General features: G+C 62.4%; 16 protein-coding genes and 2 pseudogenes. 10 read left to right on the plus strand and 8 right to left on the minus strand.

Annotated features, from left to right (window positions below; all coding sequences use genetic code 11):
* Positions 1-54: 54 nt before the first annotated feature.
* From NXT3_RS03645 to NXT3_RS03665, 5 genes are all read right to left on the minus strand, one after another.
* Complete coding sequence (locus tag NXT3_RS03645; protein ID WP_179864825.1) at positions 55-1,092, minus strand: quaternary amine ABC transporter ATP-binding protein; 1,038 nt, start codon at positions 1,090-1,092, stop codon at positions 55-57.
* Entirely contained in the window at positions 1,085-1,972 is an 888-nt protein-coding gene (locus tag NXT3_RS03650) for an ABC transporter permease (RefSeq protein WP_097527294.1), read from the minus strand. The genes NXT3_RS03645 and NXT3_RS03650 overlap by 8 nt, the downstream gene beginning before the upstream one ends.
* 91 nt (positions 1,973-2,063) lie before the next feature.
* Entirely contained in the window at positions 2,064-3,065 is a 1,002-nt protein-coding gene (locus tag NXT3_RS03655) for an ABC transporter substrate-binding protein (protein WP_097527243.1), read from the minus strand.
* Between the two features lie 69 nt (positions 3,066-3,134).
* The gene (locus tag NXT3_RS03660; RefSeq protein ID WP_097527242.1) at positions 3,135-3,929 is read right to left on the minus strand and encodes a pyrroline-5-carboxylate reductase family protein; all 795 of its coding nucleotides are present in this window, start codon (positions 3,927-3,929) and stop codon (positions 3,135-3,137) included.
* A gap of 15 nt (positions 3,930-3,944) precedes the next feature.
* The gene (locus NXT3_RS03665) at positions 3,945-4,574 is read right to left on the minus strand and encodes a TetR/AcrR family transcriptional regulator (protein ID WP_097527241.1); all 630 of its coding nucleotides are present in this window, start codon (positions 4,572-4,574) and stop codon (positions 3,945-3,947) included.
* 146 nt (positions 4,575-4,720) lie between these two features.
* Between NXT3_RS03665 and NXT3_RS03670 the strand changes: the two genes are divergently transcribed.
* The 5 genes and pseudogenes from NXT3_RS03670 to NXT3_RS03690 all read left to right on the plus strand — a co-directional run bounded on the left by NXT3_RS03670 (position 4,721) and on the right by NXT3_RS03690 (position 10,380).
* The gene (locus NXT3_RS03670) at positions 4,721-6,757 is read left to right on the plus strand and encodes an NADH:flavin oxidoreductase (RefSeq protein ID WP_097527240.1); all 2,037 of its coding nucleotides are present in this window, start codon (positions 4,721-4,723) and stop codon (positions 6,755-6,757) included.
* Positions 6,758-6,809: 52 nt separating this feature from the next.
* Positions 6,810-7,412, plus strand: coding sequence for a dimethylsulfoniopropionate lyase (locus NXT3_RS03675; RefSeq protein WP_104838799.1), 603 nt, complete (start codon positions 6,810-6,812; stop codon positions 7,410-7,412).
* Between the two features lie 43 nt (positions 7,413-7,455).
* Positions 7,456-8,205: pseudogene (locus NXT3_RS03680) on the plus strand (electron transfer flavoprotein subunit beta/FixA family protein).
* 25 nt (positions 8,206-8,230) lie between these two features.
* Positions 8,231-9,159 (plus strand): annotated as a pseudogene (locus NXT3_RS03685) (electron transfer flavoprotein subunit alpha/FixB family protein).
* 93 nt (positions 9,160-9,252) lie between these two features.
* Entirely contained in the window at positions 9,253-10,380 is a 1,128-nt protein-coding gene (locus tag NXT3_RS03690) for an S-(hydroxymethyl)glutathione dehydrogenase/class III alcohol dehydrogenase (RefSeq protein ID WP_104838800.1), read from the plus strand.
* A gap of 74 nt (positions 10,381-10,454) precedes the next feature.
* Here the strand turns inward: NXT3_RS03690 and NXT3_RS03695 are convergent, their stop codons facing one another.
* Positions 10,455-11,336 carry a LysR family transcriptional regulator gene (locus NXT3_RS03695; RefSeq protein ID WP_037413111.1) on the minus strand — a complete coding sequence of 294 codons (882 nt, stop codon included), beginning with the start codon at positions 11,334-11,336 and terminating at the stop codon, positions 10,455-10,457.
* Positions 11,337-11,465: 129 nt separating this feature from the next.
* Between NXT3_RS03695 and NXT3_RS03700 the strand changes: the two genes are divergently transcribed.
* The 3 genes from NXT3_RS03700 (at position 11,466) to NXT3_RS03710 (ending at position 15,328) form a co-directional block, all read left to right on the plus strand.
* Positions 11,466-12,962: a CoA-acylating methylmalonate-semialdehyde dehydrogenase gene (locus tag NXT3_RS03700; RefSeq protein ID WP_037413113.1), complete on the plus strand. Its 1,497-nt coding sequence runs from the start codon at positions 11,466-11,468 to the stop codon at positions 12,960-12,962.
* Positions 12,963-13,164: 202 nt separating this feature from the next.
* Entirely contained in the window at positions 13,165-14,283 is a 1,119-nt protein-coding gene (locus NXT3_RS03705) for a YjgN family protein (protein WP_104838801.1), read from the plus strand.
* The gene (locus NXT3_RS03710; RefSeq protein WP_104838802.1) at positions 14,273-15,328 is read left to right on the plus strand and encodes a M48 family metallopeptidase; all 1,056 of its coding nucleotides are present in this window, start codon (positions 14,273-14,275) and stop codon (positions 15,326-15,328) included. Before NXT3_RS03705 ends, NXT3_RS03710 begins: the two co-directional genes overlap by 11 nt.
* On the opposite strand, the gene NXT3_RS03715 is transcribed toward NXT3_RS03710, so the two are convergent.
* Together NXT3_RS03715 and NXT3_RS03720 are read right to left on the minus strand one after the other, a co-directional pair.
* Positions 15,325-15,795 carry an acyl-CoA thioesterase gene (locus NXT3_RS03715; protein WP_199773341.1) on the minus strand — a complete coding sequence of 157 codons (471 nt, stop codon included), beginning with the start codon at positions 15,793-15,795 and terminating at the stop codon, positions 15,325-15,327. The genes NXT3_RS03710 and NXT3_RS03715 overlap by 4 nt on opposite strands.
* Positions 15,796-16,112: 317 nt before the next feature.
* Positions 16,113-17,156: a Fe(3+) ABC transporter substrate-binding protein gene (locus tag NXT3_RS03720; RefSeq protein ID WP_097539219.1), complete on the minus strand. Its 1,044-nt coding sequence runs from the start codon at positions 17,154-17,156 to the stop codon at positions 16,113-16,115.
* A 186-nt stretch (positions 17,157-17,342) separates the two neighbouring features.
* On the opposite strand from NXT3_RS03720, the gene rirA reads away from it, so the two are divergent.
* Together rirA and NXT3_RS03730 are read left to right on the plus strand one after the other, a co-directional pair.
* Positions 17,343-17,807 carry an iron-responsive transcriptional regulator RirA gene (rirA, locus tag NXT3_RS03725; protein ID WP_037413208.1) on the plus strand — a complete coding sequence of 155 codons (465 nt, stop codon included), beginning with the start codon at positions 17,343-17,345 and terminating at the stop codon, positions 17,805-17,807.
* A gap of 413 nt (positions 17,808-18,220) precedes the next feature.
* Complete coding sequence (locus NXT3_RS03730) at positions 18,221-19,816, plus strand: ABC transporter substrate-binding protein (RefSeq protein ID WP_097526372.1); 1,596 nt, start codon at positions 18,221-18,223, stop codon at positions 19,814-19,816.
* The last annotated feature ends 101 nt before the right edge of the window (positions 19,817-19,917 follow it).

Raw genomic sequence — 19,917 nt, forward strand, 5'->3', positions numbered from 1 at the left:
TCAGATCCGATGCGTGGAGGGTCGTGCGCCGTGATGATGGTCTCCCGGAGCCGGTCAGTTGCTCGTGACGGCGGCCGAAGCCAATGTCTTGAGGTCAACGCTCCCCAGAGGCATGCCAGCGGCGTTCACAATGGTCAGATCCTTGGCGTCACCATGGGCGAGGACCTTGATCGCGTCTTCGATCGAACTTCCTGCCAAGAGAGTCGCACCGTTGACCGGATGGCCCGGCGCAACCGGAGCCATGACGGCGTCCACATGGATGACGCGGCCGCGGTTCACCTCCTTGACGAAGCTCGCCACGTAGTCGTCGGCCGGCCTGAGGACGATGTCCTGGCTGGTGCCCTGCTGGATCACTTCGCCGTCGCGCAAGATGGCGATCTGGTCGCCCAGCCTCAGCGCCTCGTCGAGGTCGTGGGTGATGAACACGATGGTCTTCCTGATCTCCTTCTGCAGGTCGAGAAGCACCGTCTGCATGTCCATGCGGATCAGCGGATCGAGCGCCGAATAGGCCTCGTCCATCAACAGCACCGGCGCGTCGTTGGAAAGCGCCCGGGCGAGGCCGACGCGCTGCTGCATGCCGCCGGAGAGCTGGTTTGGGTACTTGCTCTCGAAGCCCTTCAGCCCGACCCGCTCGATCCAGCGCATGGCGATCTCGACCGCCTTAGCGCGTTCGACACCCTGGACCTCGAGCCCGTAGAGGGTGTTGTCGAGAACATTGCGATGCGGAAGAAGCGCGAACTTCTGAAACACCATCGCCGTCTGGTGCCGGCGAAACTCGCGCAGTTCCATCTCGTTCATCTTGACCACATCGACGCCGTTCACCAGCACTTCGCCGGCGGTCGGATCGATCAGACGGTTGATGTGGCGGATCAGGGTGGATTTCCCCGAACCGGACAGCCCCATGATGACCTGGATGCAGCCGGAGGGCATCTCGATGTTGATGTCCTTGAGGCCGAGCACATGGCCGAATTTCGCATTCAACTCGGTTTTCGAGAGACCGTTGCGCACGGCCTCGACATGCCTTGCGGCGTTCGGGCCGAAGATCTTGTAGAGGTTGCGGATCTTGATGCCGTCGAAGCGATGATCAGCCATGGACGACCTCCCTGTGCTTCTGCAGCCGCTTGCCATAGGCCTGGCTGACGCGGTCGAAGATGATGGCGATGCCGACGATGGCGAGGCCGTTGAAAATGCCGAGGGTGAAGTACTGGTTGGCGATCGCCTTCAGCACCGGCTGGCCGAGGCCCTGTACGCCGATCATCGAGGCGATGACGACCATGGCGAGCGCCATCATGATCGTCTGGTTGATGCCGGCCATGATGGTCGGCAGCGCCAGAGGCATCTGCACGTTCTTGAGCTTCTGCCAGCTCGACGAGCCGAAGGCGTCGGCCGCTTCCAGGACGTCCTTGTCGACCAGCCGGATGCCGAGATTGGTCAACCGGATCATCGGCGGAATGGCGTAGATGACGACGGCGATCAGGCCGGGAACCTTGCCGATGCCGAGCAGCATGACGACCGGGATCAGATAAACGAAACTCGGCATCGTCTGCATCACGTCGAGCACCGGGTTCACGACCCGCTGCATGCGGTCGGAACGGGACATCAGAATGCCCATCGGGATGCCGACGGCGATCGACAGCACCGTACAGACGAAGATCATCGAGACCGTCCGCATCGTGTCGTCCCACATGTCGAAATAGCCGATGGCGAGCAGCGTAACGAGACAGCCGAGCACCACCTTCCAGCTCCGGCTCGCACCCCAGGCAATCACAAGGATGATCAGCATGATGATCGGCCAGGGCGTCTTGGTCATGAAGCGCTCGGCGGCGATCAGGAAATGCTGCAAGGGCGAGAAGAAGACCTCGATCCCATCACCATAGGCGCGCGTGAACGCCCGGAATCCCTCGTCGATGAGCTTTTTCAGCTCTCGGAGCGAGTCGTCGTTCATGCTCGGAAATTTAAAAAACCAGTCCATTCGGTTCCCCGGTTCAAAGAAGCCGCGCATGCTTTTTTATTTTTTCGGCTGTGGAATGGGGCGCGCCAAGGCGCGCCCACGCGTCAGTGGCTTAGAGCGCCGCCTTGATCTTCTCGGCGGCTTCGGGCGTCACCCACTTCGTCCAGACGTCCTCGTTTTCTTCGAGGAAGTGCTTGGCACCTTCTTCGCCGCTCGCCTGATTGTCCGTCATCCAGGCCATCAGCTTGCTGACGGTGTCGTTGCTCCAGGAGCGTTTGTTCAGGTATTCCATGATCTCGGGGCCGGCCCTCTCGGAGAAGGGCTTGGCCACCAGCGTGACGATGGTGTCGACCGGCCAGGCGCTCGGCTTCGGGTCAGGGCAATCGGCCACGGTGATGCACCGCTTCCACTCGGCTGCGTCTTCCGCAACGCCCGGCTCCAGCTTGACCATCGGATATTTGCCAAGCAGCGCTGTCGGCGCCCAATAGTAACCAACCCAGGCTTGCTTGGACTCGTATGCCTTCGCGATGGAGCCGTCCAAACCGGCGGCGGAGCCGGTGTCGACGAGCTTGAAGCCGGCCTTCTCGGCCTCGAACGCCCTATAGAGCTGCGAGGTGACGACCGTGCCGCCCCAGCCCTGAGGGCCATTGAAGATCGCGCCCTTGCTCGGGTCTTCCGGATCGGGGAAGAGTTCCGGGTGCTTCAACATGTCGGGAATTGTTTTGATGTCCGGATGGGCATCCGCCAGATACTTCGGAATCCACCAGCCCTGTACGCCGCCGTCGGGCAGCGGCGAACCGACCTGCACGATCCGGCCCTCTTCCGTTCCCTTCTTCACGACATCGGGCAACAGGTCGATCCACGCCTCCGGCGCGATATCGGGCTCGCCCTTTTCCGCCATCGAAGTGATCGTCGGGACGGTGTCGCCGATGGTGATTTCAGCGTCGCATCCATAACCCTCGTTCAGGATGAACCTGTCGAGATTGGAGAGCACTTCCGCGCTCTGCCAGTTCATGCTCGCGATGGTCAGAGATCCGCATTCCGCGGCGCTCGCGACGGACGCGCCTCCCAGGACGCCAAGCGCAAGGCAGGTTGATGCAAGGAGCTTTTTCACTGTCGTTCCCTTTGTTTGGCGGCGTTTGTTAACGGAGCTGGCCTGCCGCGGTCGCCAGATCCGATCGGCTCAGGAGTGCTCTCCCATAGTCACCGATTTCTGAAAAGCGGCATCGAGCCCGTTTCGGACGGCAGCGTCGAAGCCGGCGGCGCGCATCGCCTCGATTGCAGCAGCAGTCGTCCCGCGGTAGCCGACAAAGGCTTCCATCGTATCGGCGGGACATTCGCCGCTCTTCTCGAAGAGTCGCCCGGATCCGACCAGAACGGCGGTAACGGCCCGTCGCGCAACATCCGGTTTGATGCCGCGTGCCACGGCATCGCGCATCATGGCGTCGGCCAGAAGAGCCGGGAAGGCTGGCCCGGACCCGGAAAGGCCGGTCAGGTAGTCGATGCCGTTTTCGCTCGCGACCTCGTCCTGCGTGCCGCAAGCATCGAAGATTGCGCACACGATGGCGCGATCTCGATCGTTCACGCCTCCGGAGCCGATCCACGGGGTATAGGACTTGCCGACCTCAGCCGCCGCGTTGGGCAAGCTGCGGACGACCCGGTCCGTATTGTGGTGTTCGGCCAATTGGCTCAAGCGAATACCGGCCATGACGGAGATCACGAGCTTGCCATAGGCATCGACCTTGAGCGGCGGCCAGTCAGCGGGTCGGACCGAAACAATGATAACGTCCGAGCGATCGGCCAGCCGCTGATTGTCGGTGGTCCAGAAGGAACCGGCAAAGCGGTGCGGTTGCTCGCGCCGATAGGAAAGGGAAAGATCGCGCGGCTGCACCAGACCAGCATCGAGGATCGAAGTGGCAATGGCGCCGCCGAGCCAACCGCCGCCTCCGATGATGCCAATTCTTAGTGAGCCACTCATGTCTCCATTAACCTCTTAGTCGGGCTTGTAGCCGTGCCGGGAATAGAAGCGGTCGAGCTCCCGTTGTTCCGGCACCTGACCCGTGTAGATCGCGATATATTCGGGGATGCGCTTCATACGGAGTGCGACATCTTCCTGGGTCTGCATCGAGATGTAACCGATCTGAACCAGGTAGGTCGTGCGGGCGCGGACGTCGGCGGTTATCTCCGAATGACCGAAACGCATAAACATCCGTTTGAGGGCTTCCAGCCGGACCTGGTCGGCCTTCTGGACCTCGGCCAGGATGTCGTCCGACTGGAGTGCCCAGCTGCGCACGGCAAACTCGAACTTGGAGTCGAACAGCTCCTTGTTCAGCCAGCAATCGAAGACGTTGAGCATCGCTTCGGCGAGAGATTCCGCATAAGCCTCCGACTGTTTGACGATATTGCCGGTGTTCTTGTCCCGCCACCGACCGATGAGTGCAGCGAGCAGTTCTTCCCGATCCTTGAAGAACCAGTAGAAGCTTGTTCTCGAGAGATTGAGCCTCTTTGCCAGCGGCAGGATCTTTACCGAATCCACGCCTGCTTCCAGCAGGGATTCGTAGGCCGCTTCCAGCCAACCCTCCTGCGATCCGCGCCAGCCGCTGTCGTTTGAGACCTGCTCCATGGTTATCTCCTAGCAAATTGTGAGAGGATGTACAAGAAAAATGTACATGCGTGTCAACGTTAATGACTTTATTGTTTTCTATATTGACACCAATGTACATTCCCGCGTAGCGTTCGGGGTGAATTTTCTAGACCGGAGCCCGGCAGATGTCGAACGACCCCCTCCTTCAGCCCTATCAGCTCAAGCACCTGACGCTGCGCAACCGCATCATCGTGACCGCGCACGAGCCGGCCTATCCGGAAGACGGCATGCCGAAGGAGCGCTATCGCGCCTACACCGTGGAACGGGCAAAGGGGGGCGTGGCGATGACGATGACCGCCGGATCAGCGGCCGTCTCGAAAGACAGCCCGCCGGTGTTCAACAATCTGCTCGCCTACAAGGACGAGATTGTCCCTTGGATAAAGGAGATGACCGACGCCGTGCACGAGGAGGGTGCGGCGATCATGATCCAGCTCACCCATCTCGGCCGACGCACGCGTTGGGACAAGGGTGAGTGGCTGCCCGTCGTGGCGCCGTCCCATCACCGCGAGGCGTCGCACCGTGCCTTTCCGAAGAAGATCGAAGACTGGGACATCGAAAGGATCATCAAGGATTTCGCCGATGCGGCCGAGCGGATGAAGGCGGGCGGCATGGACGGGGTCGAGCTCGAAGCCTACGGGCACCTCATCGACCAGTTCGCCTCGCCGTTGACGAACGAACTCGACGGCCCTTACGGCGGCTCGCTCGACAACCGCATGCGCTTCTGTTTCGACGTCCTGAGGGCGATCCGAACGCGCGTCGGAGAGGATTTCATCCTTGGCGTGCGCTACACGGCAGACGAATGTCTTCCCGGCGGAACGGGAAGGGAGGATGGCCTGGAAATATCGAAGCGCCTCAAGGAAAGCGGGCTTATCGATTACCTGAACGTCATCCGCGGCCATATCGATACCGACGCCGGCCTCACCGACGTGATCCCGATCCAGGGCATGGCCAATTCGCCGCATCTTGATTTCGCCGGCGAGATTCGCGCCGCGACCAACTTCCCGACCTTCCATGCCGCCAAAATCCCGGACGTCGCGACCGCCCGCCATGCGATCGCCTCCGGCAAGGTCGACCTGGTCGGGATGACCCGCGCTCACATGACCGATCCGCATATCGTCCGGAAGATCATCGGGAAACGCGAGGAAGACATTCGCCCCTGCGTCGGGGCGAACTACTGTCTCGACCGCATCTATCAGGGCGGCGCCGCCTATTGCATCCACAACGCCGCGACCGGACGCGAGCTGACGATGCCGCACACGATCGCCAAGGCGGACCGTCGCAAGAAGGTTGTGATCGTCGGCGCCGGGCCGGCCGGTCTGGAGGCGGCCCGCGTGGCAGGCGAGCGCGGCCATGAGGTCGTCGTCTTCGAGGCGGCCAACGATCCGGGCGGCCAGATCCGGCTGACGGCGCAGAGCGAACGCCGACGGGAAATGATAAGCATTATCGACTGGCGCATGAGCCAGTGCGAGAAGCACGGCGTGACCTTCCACTTCAACACCTGGGCGGAAGCGGACACGGTTCAGGCGGAAAACCCGGACGTCGTCATCATTGCGACCGGCGGCATGCCCCACACGGACATTCTGTCGAAGGGCAACGAGCTGGTCGTTTCCGCCTGGGACATCATCTCGGGCGACGTCAAGCCCGGCACCAACGCTCTGATCTTCGACGACGCCGGCGACCATGCCGGCCTGCAGGCCGCCGAGTTCATTGCCAAGGCAGGGGGCAAGGTCGAGATCATGACTCCCGATCGCTCCTTTGCGCCGGAAGTCATGGCGATGAACCTCGTCCCCTACATGCGCTCTCTGCAGAAGCTCGACGTGACCTTCACCGTCACCTACCGGCTGGAAGCGGTCGAGAAGAGCGGCAATGAACTCGTCGCCCATGTCGGCAGCGACTATGGCGGCGTCAATAAACAACGGACCTTCGATCAGGTCGTCATCAACCACGGCACCATTCCGCTCGACGAGCTCTATTTCGAGCTGAAGCCCGCCTCGAGCAATCTCGGTGAGATTTCCCACGACCAGCTGATCGCCGGCAGGCCGCAAACCGTTTGGCGCAACGCCGACGGCAAGTTCCAGCTCTTCCGAATCGGCGACGCGGTCTCGGCGCGCAACACCCACGCGGCGATCTATGACGCGCTTCGCCTTCTCAAGGACATCTGACGCCGGGGCTGGGTCGCCGGGAGCGGCCTGCCGGCCGCACGAGGGATACGCAATGACAGCTCGAAGCGAAGCCCTTCAGTCTTTCGTCGACGCCGCCTCCGCGGCTTTCGACCAGTTCGCGCAGGCGACGGAATCGCGCGGGTCGATCGCGCAGATATTCTCCGCGCTTGAAGTGCCGGGCGTGCAAAGACCCGGCCCCGGAAGCCGGCTGCCGGTCTGCGTCCATCTGGACACGGCGCGTGCCGTCGAGACACAACACGACGCGCTCCGCCGCTTGGTCGATCGGTTCAAGACGATCGAACCGCTGCTCGAATGGCGGCGCCGGACAAATTATGACGGCTCGGAGAGCGAGAATTTCTTCGAGGGCCACGCCAATGCGATGATCATCGGCCCCGGCGGTCTCGAGGAGCGGCGGGACCTATGGTTCGGCGTCACTCTCATGGCGCCCGACGTCCGCTATCCCGACCACGATCACCCGCCGGAAGAGGTCTATCTCGTCCTGTCGGAGGGAGAATTCCGACAGGGGCAGGGCGCCTGGTTCTCGCCTGGCGTCGGCGGCTCCTTCTACAACCAGCCGGGAACCAGGCACGCCATGCGCTCGGTCGGCACACCGCTCTTTGCCTTCTGGGTGCTGCTGGCGAACGGGCCGGCTTAGCGAGTCCTCAGCTAGAACATCTCAAGGAACTAGGAAAACCAGCATGAAGATCTTGGTCACTGTTAAGCGGGTCGTCGACTTCAACGTCAAGATCCGGGTGAAGGCGGACGGTTCGGGCGTCGAGCTTGCCAATGTCAAGATGTCGATGAACCCGTTCGACTAGATCTCGGTCGAAGAGGCGCTGCGGCTCAAGGAGGCCGGCAAGGCTTCCGAAGTCGTCGTCGTCTCGATCGGCCCGGCCAAGGCCGAGGAGACGCTGAGGACCGCGCTCGCCATGGGCGCCGACCGGGCGATCCTCGTCGAGACCGAGGACCAGGTCGAGCCGCTCGCCGTCGCCAAGATCGTCAAGGGTGTCGCCGAAGCCGAACAGCCGGGGCTGATCATCGTCGGCAAGCAGGCGATCGACGACGACAGCAACCAGACCGGCCAGATGCTCTCGGCGCTGCTCGGCTGGCCGCAGGGCACCTTCGCCTCCAAGGTCGAGCTCGGCGACGGCAAGGTCAACGTCACCCGCGAGGTCGACGGCGGCCTGCAGACGGTCGAATTGAAGCTGCCGGCGGTGGTAACCACCGATCTGCGCCTGAACGAGCCGCGCTATGCCTCGCTGCCGAACATCATGAAGGCGAAGAAGAAGCCGCTCGACAGACACACGCCTGGCGATTTCGGCGTCGACACCGCACCGCGGCTGAAGGTCTTGAAGACCGAAGAGCCGTCCGGCCGCAAGGCCGGCATCAAGGTGAAGTCGGTCGCCGAGCTCGTCGACAAGCTCAAGTCCGAAGCCGGCGTGCTTTAAGTTTAAGGAAAGGGAGATTTCCATCATGGCCATTCTGCTTCTGGCTGACCACGACACCACCCACCTTTCCGACCAGACGGCGAAGGCGCTGACCGCCGCGACGAAGATCGGCGGCGATGTGCATGTGCTCATTGCCGGCTCAGGCGTTAAAGGGGTCGCCGAGCAGGCGGCCAAGCTTTCCGGCGTCGCCAAGGTGCTGGTCGCCGACGACGCCTCGCTCGCCAACAACCTGGCCGAGCCGCTGGCGGCGCTGATCGTCTCGCTCGCCGGTTCCTACGACACGCTGATTGCCGCCGCCACCTCGGTCGGCAAGAACGTCATGCCGCGGGTTGCCGCCCTCCTCGACGTCGCCCAGGTCTCGGAGATCATCGAAGTGGTCTCTGCCGACACTTATCGGCGGCCGATCTATGCCGGCAATGCCATCCAGACGGTGCAGACGAGCGAAGCCAAGCGGGTGATCACCGTCAGGACCGCCTCGTTCGCCGCCGCCGGTGAAGGCGGTTCAGCGGTCATCGAGAGCGTCTCGGCCGCCGCCGATCCGGGCTTTCCAGTCACGTCTCCGACGCGCTGTCCTCCTCCGACCGGCCGGAGCTGACCTCGGCGAAGATCATCATCTCCGGCGGCCGGGCGCTCGGCTCCTCGGAGAAGTTCAAGGAGGTGATCCTGCCGGTCGCCGACAAGCTCGGCGCCGCCGTCGGCGCCTCGCGCGCCGCCGTCGATGCCGGCTATGCGCCGAACGACTGGCAGGTCGGCCAGACCGGCAAGGTGGTCGCCCCCGACCTCTACATCGCCTGCGGTATCTCCGGCGCCATCCAACACCTCGCCGGCATGAAGGATTCGAAGGTGATCGTCGCCATCAACAAGGACGAGGAGGCGCCGATCTTCCAGGTCGCCGACTACGGCCTCGTCGCCGATCTCTTCGACGTCCTGCCGGAGCTCGAGAAGGCGCTCTGAGGCGACCTGAACCAGAACATCAAACGGATGCTGCCGAAGGCGCGCGTCCGTTTTCCCGAACAAGCAGCTCACCACAATGAGAAGGGTCCAAAAATGGACGTACGCGCCGCTGTAGCCGTTCAGGCCGGCAAGCCTCTGGAAATCATGACGGTTCAGCTCGAGGGCCCGAAGGCCGGCGAGGTGCTCGTCGAGGTCAAGGCCACCGGCATCTGCCACACCGACGATTTCACCCTCTCGGGTGCCGACCCGGAAGGGCTGTTCCCGGCAATCCTCGGCCATGAGGGTGCCGGCATCGTCGTCGATGTCGGCCCCGGCGTCACGAGCGTGAAGAAGGGCGACCATGTCATTCCGCTCTATACGCCGGAATGCCGCGCCTGCCCGTCCTGCCTCAGCCGCAAGACCAATCTCTGCACCGCCATCCGCGCCACCCAGGGGCAAGGCGTCATGCCGGACGGCACCTCGCGCTTCTCGATCGGCAAGGACAAGATCCACCACTATATGGGCTGCTCGACCTTCGCCAACTTCACCGTGCTGCCGGAGATCGCGCTCGCCAAGGTCAATCCGGACGCGCCGTTCGACAAGATCTGCTATATCGGCTGCGGCGTCACCACCGGCATCGGCGCGGTGGTCAACACCGCACGAGTGGAGATGGGCTCGACCGCGATCGTCTTCGGTCTCGGCGGCATCGGTTTGAACGTCATCCAGGGGCTGCGGCTGGCCGGCGCCGACATGATCATCGGCGTCGATCTGAACAACGACAAGAAGGCCTGGGGCGAGAAGTTCGGCATGACCCACTTCGTCAACCCGACGGAGATCGACGGCGACATCGTCGCCCATCTGGTCAACATGACGAAGCGCGGCGCCGACCAGATCGGCGGCGCCGACTACACCTTCGACTGCACCGGCAATGTCAAGGTGATGCGCCAGGCGCTCGAAGCCTCGCATCGCGGCTGGGGCAAGTCGGTGGTGATCGGCGTCGCCGGCGCCGGCCAGGAGATTTCCACCCGGCCGTTCCAGCTGGTCACCGGCCGCCAATGGATGGGCACCGCCTTCGGCGGCGCCCGCGGCCGCACCGACGTGCCGAAGATCGTCGACTGGTACATGGAGGGCAAGATCGAGATCGACCCGATGATCACCCACACCATGCCGCTCGACGAGATCAACAAGGGCTTCGAGCTGATGCATTCGGGCGAGAGCATCAGAAGCGTGGTCGTCTACTGAGCCAGACGATTGCCGGCGGCAATGAATTCGCCCGTTGCCGCTGGCAAGATAAGGTGGAGACCGCCACCATTTCCTCACACAAAAATCTGATGCTCAGCCGTCACCAGTTCCTGCAGGAATGAGACGACCGTGCGCACGCGCACCAATTCGCGTGCGCTCTCGTGATAGGTCGTCCAGTAGGCGCGCCTGATCGTCGTCTCGGGCAGGACGCGCGTGAGTTCCGGATATTGCCGGGCGATATAGTTGTGCAGGATGCCGATGCCGGCGCTGGAGCGAACCGCCTCGGTCTGGCCGGTGGCGCTGGAAATTTCGAAGGAAGCGTCCCAGCTTCGCATGATCTCTGCGGAGAAATTCAGCGACGGCGTGAAGATCAGGTCCTCCACATAGCCGATCCGTCGGTGGTTCTTGAGGTCGTCGACCGTTGACGGAGTGCCGTAGCGGGCAAGATAGTCTGCCGATGCATAGAGGCCGAGTGTATAGTCGGTGAGCCTGGAGGAAACGAGCCGCCCCTGTTCGGGCCGTTCGATGGTGATGGCAATGTCGGCCTCGCGCTGCGACAGCGAGAAGGAGCGCGCCACCGGCACGAGCTGCAGCTTGAGTTCCGGATGGCGCGCCGTCAGCCGTCCGAGCCGCGGCGCCAGGAAGGAGACGCCGAAGCCGTCGGGGGCGCCGATGCGCACCGTGCCGGCGATTGCCGTGTCGATCCGGCCGATCTGCGACTGCGCCGCGAGCATTTCGGTTTCCATGCGCTCGGCGGCGGAAAGGAAGATCTCGCCCTCGGCGGTCAGTTCGCAGCCGTTCGGACGGCGGACGAGCAGCCGCGTCTTCAGCGTTTCTTCGAGCGCAGTGACGCGCCGGCTGAGCGTCGCGTGATTGATGCCGAGCCTCTTAGACGCGGCAAGGATCTGGCCCGTTCGCGCCACCGCGAGAAACACCCTGACGTCGTCCCAGTCCATGTAGCTGCTCCAGTGAACTTCAATTTTCGCACAACGGTTACTGAATTTCGGAAATTGATTTGTTGAAATCGTAGTGCGATCATGCGCCCAAGATCAAGACCAACCAGGATCAAGACAGGAGGAACACCGATGTATGAAGTAGGACATTTCATCGACGGCAAGCGCGTCGCCGGCAAGAGCGGCCGCGTCAGCAACATCTTCAACCCGGCAACGGGCGAAGTTCAGGGCACCGTGGCGCTGGCGAGCGACGCGGAGCTTGCAGCCGCCGTCGAGAGCGCCAAGGCCGCGCAGGTCAAGTGGGCCGCCACCAACCCGCAGCGCCGCGCCCGCGTCTTCATCAAGTTCGTTCAGCTCCTGAACGAGAACATGAACGAACTGGCCGAGATGCTCTCCCGCGAGCACGGCAAGACCATTGACGATGCCAAGGGCGATGTCGTCCGCGGTCTTGAAGTCTGCGAATTCGTCATCGGCATTCCGCACCTGCAGAAGAGCGAGTTCACCGAAGGTGCCGGCCCTGGCATCGACATGTACTCGATCCGCCAGCCGGTCGGCGTCGGCGCCGGCATCACGCCCTTCAACTTCCCGGCAATGATCCCGATGTGGATGTTCGCGCCGGCGATCGCCTGCGGCAACGCCTTCATCCTGAAGCCCTCCGAGCGCGATCCGTCCGTGCCGATTCGCCTTGCCGAACTGATGATCGAGGCCGGCCTGCCGGCCGGTGTCCTGAACGTCGTCAACGGCGACAAGGGCGCGGTCGACGCGATCCTGACTCATCCCGACATCGCCGCCGTCTCCTTCGTCGGCTCGACCCCGATCGCCCGTTACGTCTACGGAACCGCGGCGATGAACGGCAAGCGCGCCCAGTGCTTCGGCGGCGCCAAGAACCACATGATCATCATGCCCGATGCCGATCTCGACCAGGCCGCCAACGCGCTGATCGGCGCCGGTTACGGCTCTGCCGGCGAGCGCTGCATGGCGATCTCGGTCGCGGTTCCGGTCGGCGAGGAAACCGCCAACCGCCTGATCGACAAGCTGACGCCGATGGTCGAGAGCCTGCGCATCGGCCCCTATACGGACGAAAAGGCCGATATGGGCCCGGTCGTCACCAAGGAGGCCGAACAGCGCATCCGCAGCCTCATCGACAGCGGTATCGAACAGGGTGCGAAGCTCGTCGTCGACGGCCGCGATTTCAAGCTGCAGGGCTATGAGGACGGCCATTTCATCGGCGGCTGCCTGTTCGACCACGTCACGCCGGACATGGACATCTACAAGACGGAGATCTTCGGCCCGGTTCTTTCGGTCGTCCGTGCCAAGAACTACGAGGAAGCTCTGTCGCTGCCGATGAAGCACGAATATGGCAACGGCGTCGCGATCTACACCCGCGACGGCGATGCGGCCCGCGACTTCGCCTCCCGCATCAATATCGGCATGGTCGGCGTCAACGTGCCGATCCCGGTTCCGCTCGCCTACCACTCCTTCGGCGGCTGGAAGTCGTCGTCCTTCGGCGATCTCAACCAGCACGGCCCGGATTCGATCAAGTTCTGGACCCGGACCAAAACCATCACCGAGCGGTGGCCCTCGGGCATCAAGGACGGCGCGGAGTTCTCGATCCCGACGATGCGCTGACAAAGAAAATATCCTCCCCCATTGAGAGCCTCCTCCGGGAGGCTCTTTTTTGTTGCATTCCGCGCAGCGGCACAACTAACGTCGGGCTTGACGGTGCAGTCGACGGGTGATTCGCGCATGCGTTGCGTTAGGTGCTTCCGGCTGCAATCGGAATGGCGGAGTCGGCGCAAGCGGCGTATGGATTTTGACGAGGGGATGGATCATGGTTTTGGCTGAGCCGTTGGCGGCACAGAGTGTCGGGCAGGGCAGTTTCGGGCGCGCCGGTCACGGCGATTTTCAGCGCCTGTCATTTACCGGCAGCGGCAGCGAGTATTTCGGCATCTGGATCGTCAACATACTGCTGACGATTGTCACGCTCGGCATCTATTCCGCCTGGGCCAAGGTGCGCCGCAATCGCTATTTCTACGGCAACACAGTGCTCCTCGGCCGCGGGTTCGAATATCATGCCAGGGGTGGGCAGATCCTGATCGGCCGGATCATCGTCTTCGCCTATCTGGTGCTCTACAACGTGCTCCTGACCTTCGCACCGTTCGCCGGCATCGCGCTCGTTCTATTGTTTCTCTGTTTCGTCCCGTGGCTCGTCGCCCGGGGCTTGCGCTTCAGCGCGCGGGTGACGAGCTACCGCAATGTCCGCTTCGATTTCGTCGGCCGCGCCGGCGGCGCCTTTCTCGCCTTCATCGTCGGCCCGTTCCTTGCGGCGGTGACGCTCGGGATCCTTGCGCCGCTCGCCAGCCGCTGGACCTATCGCTACATCGGCAGCAATCTGCGTTACGGGCAAAGAGCCTTTTCCACCGAACCCTCGGTCGGGGTAATTTATAAGTCCTGGGGTATTTCGGCGGCGATCATTGTTCTCGGGCTGTTGATTGTCGGCTTCATCGCCTTCCTCAACATTGCGCTTTTTGCGACGGCGATCGAGAGCCCCGACTTGCTTCCGGCCGACATGCAGATGTCGCTCGTCACGCTGATGGTGCTCGGCTACATCCTGTTTTTTGCGATCTTCGGTGTGGCGGCGCTGGTCTACCGTGCCGGCGTGCGCAATGTCGCCTGGTCCGCCACCACCTTCGACGGCAAGCACCGGCTCTTGAGCGATCTCTCGCGCCTGCGCTACACTTGGATCGCCATCTCGAACGTCGTCGTGACGCTTCTAACGCTCGGCCTGATGCGGCCCTGGGCCGCCGTCCGGATGGCGCGCTACGTCAACGAACACACCGGCGTCCGATTCGAGGGCAATGTCGGCGAGATCTTCTCGGCGATCGCCCAGGAAGGTTCGGCGGTCGGTGCCGAATTCATGGATATCGAAGGCTTCGACTTTGGCTTCTGACAATTCGGCCTTTGCGCATGGCGAGTGGCATCCCCCGGGGTCGAGCCGCTCAGTGACCTCCGGCCTCGCTGAGGCCGGGGAGCGGCTGGTCGCCAGTGACGAAACCGGTGCGGAACTCGCTGGGGGCAGCCTTTCGGCCATCGAAATCTCCGCGCGGGTCGGCCGCATCCCGCGCCGGGTCACCTTCCCCGATGGTTCTCTTTTCGAGACCGACGACAACGACGCGATCGACCGCTTCCTGTCGCGCAAGGGCCGGAGCGGGGCAGGGCTTGTCCACTGGCTGGAGCGCTTCCACCCGCGGCTGATCGCCTTCGTCGCGGCGACCATCCTGCTCGGTGCGTTGATCTACCGCTACGCGCTGCCGGCCCTCGTCGAAGTCGCCATCGCCGTCACGCCGCCGATCGTGCCCCAGATCATGTCGGCGAGCACGCTCGAGACCATGGATCGGACGCTGCTTGGCGAAACGAAGCTGGATGAGGCGCGGCGCGGCAGGATCGTTGACGGGTTCCGGCGTATCGCGGCGCTCTCGGCCGCGGGTGAGGCGGCCTATACGCTGAACTTCCGCGAAGGTGGTCCGATGGGTCCCAACGCCTTCGCCCTGCCCGATGGTACTCTCATCGTGACGGATGAGCTCGTCGAACTTGCCGGTAATGACACGGAGATGATCGTCGGCGTGCTGGCGCACGAAATCGGCCATGTCGAGCACAAGCACAGCCTCAGGCAGATCTATCGCGCGGCGGGGGTTGCCGCACTCATCATGCTGATCGCTGGCGATATCGGATCGGGAGCCGAAGATGTTCTGGTGGAGGGAGGCGGCCTGCTCGCGCTCTCCTATTCGCGCGCCGCGGAAGCGGAAGCGGACCGGCATTCCGTCGAGCTGATGATGAAGGCTGGCCGCGATCCGACGGCGATCGCCCGCTTCTTCGAGCTGCTGGAGACGAAGCTCGACGATCATTCCGACACGAGCATCTTCTCGACCCATCCCGGGACGCCGGAGCGCCGCAAGGCGATCCTCGAGCTGATTGCCGAACTGCGGAAGGGCTAAACTCCGCCGGAAACGGCCGTGGAGCCGGCAGACCGGAACCGTTCCTCGAACTCCCGGCGCAGTTCCCGCCGGACCTCGGCGGCGCGGTAGCGGCGTTCCGTTATGCCGGGCTCGGGGCGGTAGGGCGGCACGCTCATCGGCCGGCCTTCCGCGTCGACGGCCACCATGGTGAAATAGCAGGAGTTGGTGTGCCTCCGTTCGCCGGTGCGGATGTTCTCCGCTTCGACCCGGATTCCGACCTCCATCGAGGTTCGGCCGGCATAGTTGATGGAAGCCCGAAAGTGCACCAGTTCGCCGACATGGATCGGCTGGCGGAAAACCACCTGGTCGACGGAGAGTGTCACCGCATATTGCTTTGAGTAGCGCGAGGCGCAGGAGAAGGCGACCCGATCGAGGAGGTTGAGGAGCGCGCCGCCATGCACCTTGCCGCTGAAATTCGCCATGTCGGGGGTCATCAGCACGACCATTTCCAACTGGCTCTTGTCATTCGTCTCTTCCAATTTCCCCTCCGATAAGGCCGTTCCAGCCGAGCGCGACTTTCGAGGGGTCGAGAATCCTATGGTTGGATCGGTCCGTCAATGCGTCTGCGAAAGCGTCGGTCGGCGGAAATTTGCCTGTCGAGTGCCCCAAACGAAAACAGCGGGCCTTGTGCCCGCTGCTTCCTCTCAATGGCAATGACCGCCTTACAGTGCCGTGCGTCCTTAGGACGCACAAAGGACGCTGCAAGTCTTTGAATCTACGATCGTGCTTTCCGAAAATCGGGTCCGATTTTCGGGCCGATGCGCTAGTCTTGCGGCCCATCGTTGTAGCCGACCTTGTCGACCAGTTCCGACGCCTTCTTCCGGTTTGCGGCAATCTCGGCAAGCGGCAGGGTGTCCGGCTTGATCGTCCCGAAGGACTTGACGACGTCAGACGGCTCGGCACCCGGAAGCACCGGGTATTCGAAGACCTGCTCGGCATAGATCTTCTGCGCTTCGCCGGCCGAAAGGAATTCCATCAGCTTGATGGCGTTGTCCTTGTTCGGGGCGTTCTTCGCGAGCGCCATGCCGGAGATGTTGACATGCGTGCCGCGGTCCTTCGCGTTCGGGAAGAGGACCTTGATGGCCGAAGCCCATTCCTTCTGCTCGGGCTCCTTCTCGTTGGTCAGCATGAGACCGACATAGTAGCTGTTGCCGAGCGCGATATCGCATTCGCCGGCAAAGATCGCCTTTGCCTGGTCACGGTCGCCGCCATCGGGCTTTTTCGACAGATTGTCCCTGAGCCCCGTCAGCCACTTTTCCGTCTCGGCCTCGCCGTGGTGGGCGATCATCGAGGCGAACAGGCCGACATTGTAGGAATGCTGGCCGTCGCGGGTGCAGAACTTGCCCTTCCATTTCGGGTCGGCGAGCTCCTCATAAGTGATGTCGTTCTGCGGCACGCGTTCCTTCGACGCATAGATGACGCGGCCGCGGGTCGTCAGGCCGAACCAGTTGCCGTCCGGGTCACGGAAATGCGCCGGAATGTCCTTGTTGATCGTCTCGTTGACGAGCGGCTGGGTCACGCCGGCGTCCCTCGCCTCGGTCAGGCGGCTGATGTCGACGGTCAGGATCACATCGGCCGGAGAGTTCGCGCCCTCCGCCTGGATGCGCTCGACGAGGCCCTTGTCGAGGAAGAGCACATTGGCGGTGATGCCGGTCTCCTTGGTGAAGGCGTCGAGCAGCGGCTTGATAAGATCGGGCTGGCGGTACGAATAGATGTTGACCTCGCCATCGGCGCGGGCAGGCGCCGTCAAGGCAAGGAACGCCGCCGCGACCGACAGGGTGCCGATCAGCGTTTTAGAGGCAAGCATGGTGTTCTCTCCGTTTGGTGGTGCTTATAAGTTAACCAGGCGGGTCATATTTCTACCGCGCGACAGCGACAGTCAACGGCGAAACGGCGAAGTAAAGCCTTCGTGAATTTTTCATGTTTTGGAATTGTTCCAAACTACGTTCCGTCCTATATGAGAGGGACGAATTTCTCGATCCCGGAGTGAATGATGCGTCTGACGAAGCAAACAAACTACGCAGTTCGCATGCTGATGTACTGTGCTGCGAATGGCGAGAAGCTCAGCCGCATTCCTGAAATCGCCAAAGCGTACGGTGTTTCCGAGCTGTTTCTGTTCAAGATCTTGCAGCCCTTGACCAAGGCGGGTCTGGTGGAAACCGTGCGCGGCCGCAATGGCGGCGTTCGGCTGCCGAAGCCGGCCTCGGAGATCAGCCTCTTTGACGTGGTCAAGGTGACGGAGGACAGCTTCGCCATGGCCGAATGCTTCGAGGCGGGGGAGGTCGACTGTCCTCTGGTCGACAGTTGCGGCCTCAATGCCGCGTTGCGCAAAGCGTTGAACGCCTTCTTCGAGGTACTCGAGGGCTATACGATCGACGATCTCGTCAAGGCGCGACCGCAGATCAACTTCCTTCTGGGTTTGGACACCGGTTCGCAGCCGCAGCCCTCTGCCGCCTGAAAAAAACCGGTTCGACATGTGAAGCGCGGAGCCCCTTCTCCGCGCTTTTCTGCGTCTTCTCCTCGCTTCTTCCGCCGCATCCCCGTCTTACTGCATGTGTCCTCGAGTCGTGCCGATTTGAGGACAAAAGATGCAGCAATTCAAAGTGCTACAGGGTCCTTTGTGCGTCTGATAAGACGCGCGGGCCTGTAGGGGAGGGCTCATCGACACGCGACAGGCGCAGCCGGAAGACCGATTCGCTGCCGGGGCCGAGCCTCTACCTGTGGAAGAATTTTTCGCATAGACAAATTTCTTAAGCGAGTTATTGCAATGCGACGCCAAATGTCGTTCCATCCGTTCTTGACCGGATGGAAAAACTCTCGCCGCGGTCGAAAACAATACGAGAACAAAAAACAAATCTGGGAAGCAAGCTCATGAAAAAGCTCACGACTCTCTTCGCAGCGACGGCGCTCGCCACGCTGATGGCCGGCACTGCCTGGTCGAAAACGTTCGTCTTTTGCTCGGAAGGCTCGCCGGAGGGTTTTGACCCCGGCCTCTACACGGCCGGTACAACGTTCGACGCTTCCGCGCATACCGTCTATAACCGCCTGCTCGAGTTCAAGAAGGGCACGACGGAAACCGAGCCGGGGCTCGCCGAGAGCTGGACGATCTCCGACGACGGCCTCGAATACACCTTCAAGCTTCGTCCCGGCGTCAAGTTCCAGACGACCGAGTTCTTCACCCCGACCCGCGAACTGAACGCCGACGACGTCGTCTTCTCGCTCGAGCGCCAGTGGAAGTCCGACAATCCGTGGCACGGCTATGTAACCGGCGGTTCCTGGGAATACTTCGCCGGCATGGGGCTGCCCGAGCTGCTCGAGTCGATCGAGAAGGTCGACGACATGACCGTCAAGATCAAGCTGAAGCGGAAAGAAGCTCCCTTCCTCGCCAACCTGGCCATGCCCTTCGCTTCGATCATGTCGAAGGAATATGCCGACAAGCTGCAGGCCGAAGGCAAGATGAACCAGCTGAACCAGATGCCGCTCGGCACCGGTCCCTTCTCCTTCGTCGCCTATCAGCAGGATGCCGTCATCCGTTACAAGGCTCACCCGGATTACTGGGGCGGAAAGCAGAAGATCGACGACCTGGTCTTTTCGATCACGACCGATGCGGCCGTCCGCTTCCAGAAGCTTCAGGCCGGCGAATGCCACCTGATGCCGTATCCGAACGCGGCTGACGTCGAGGCGATGAAGGCTGATCCGAACCTCAAGGTGATGGAACAGGCCGGCCTCAACGTCGCCTATCTCGCCTACAACACCACGCAGGCGCCTTTCGACAAGGTCGAAGTGCGCAAGGCGCTGAACAAGGCGATCAACAAGCAGGCGATCGTCGACGCCGTCTTCCAGGGGCAGGCTACGCCGGCGACGAACCCGATCCCGCCGACGATGTGGTCCTATAACGAACATCTCGAAGAGGACACCTACGAGCCGGAAGTGGCAAAGAAGATGCTTGAGGACGCCGGCGTCAAGGACCTGTCGATGAAGGTCTGGGCGATGCCCGTCGCGCGGCCCTACATGCTGAACGCGCGTCGCGCTGCCGAGATGATGCAGGCAGACTTCGCCAAGATCGGCGTCAAGGTCGAGATCGTCACCTACGAGTGGGCCGAATATCTCGAGAAGTCCAAGGCGAAGGACCGCGACGGTGCGGTGATCCTCGGCTGGACGGGTGACAACGGCGACCCGGACAACTTCCTTGACACGCTGCTCGGCTGCGACGCCGTCGGCGGCAACAACCGCGCTCAGTGGTGCAACAAGGAGTTCGACGATCTGGTCACCAAGGCCAAGGAAGCGTCCGACGTCGCAGAGCGCACCAAGCTCTACGAAGAGGCGCAAGTCGTCTTCAAGCGCGAAGCGCCGTGGGCGACGCTCGACCACTCGCTCTCCATCGTCCCGATGCGCAAGAACGTCGAAGGCTTCGTCCAGAGCCCGCTCGGCGACTTTGCTTTCGACGGCGTTGATATTGTAGAGTAATCTTACCGACTGACCCGAAGGGGGCGTTTGCCGTTGGCGAACGCCCCTCTTCCTTTTTGCCGGTGCCGCAGCAACGAGGCCGCGGTTACGATGGCATGAGG

The sequence above is a fragment of the Sinorhizobium fredii genome, assembly GCF_002944405.1.
In the GTDB taxonomy this organism is placed as follows: Bacteria; Pseudomonadota; Alphaproteobacteria; order Rhizobiales; family Rhizobiaceae; genus Sinorhizobium; species Sinorhizobium fredii_C.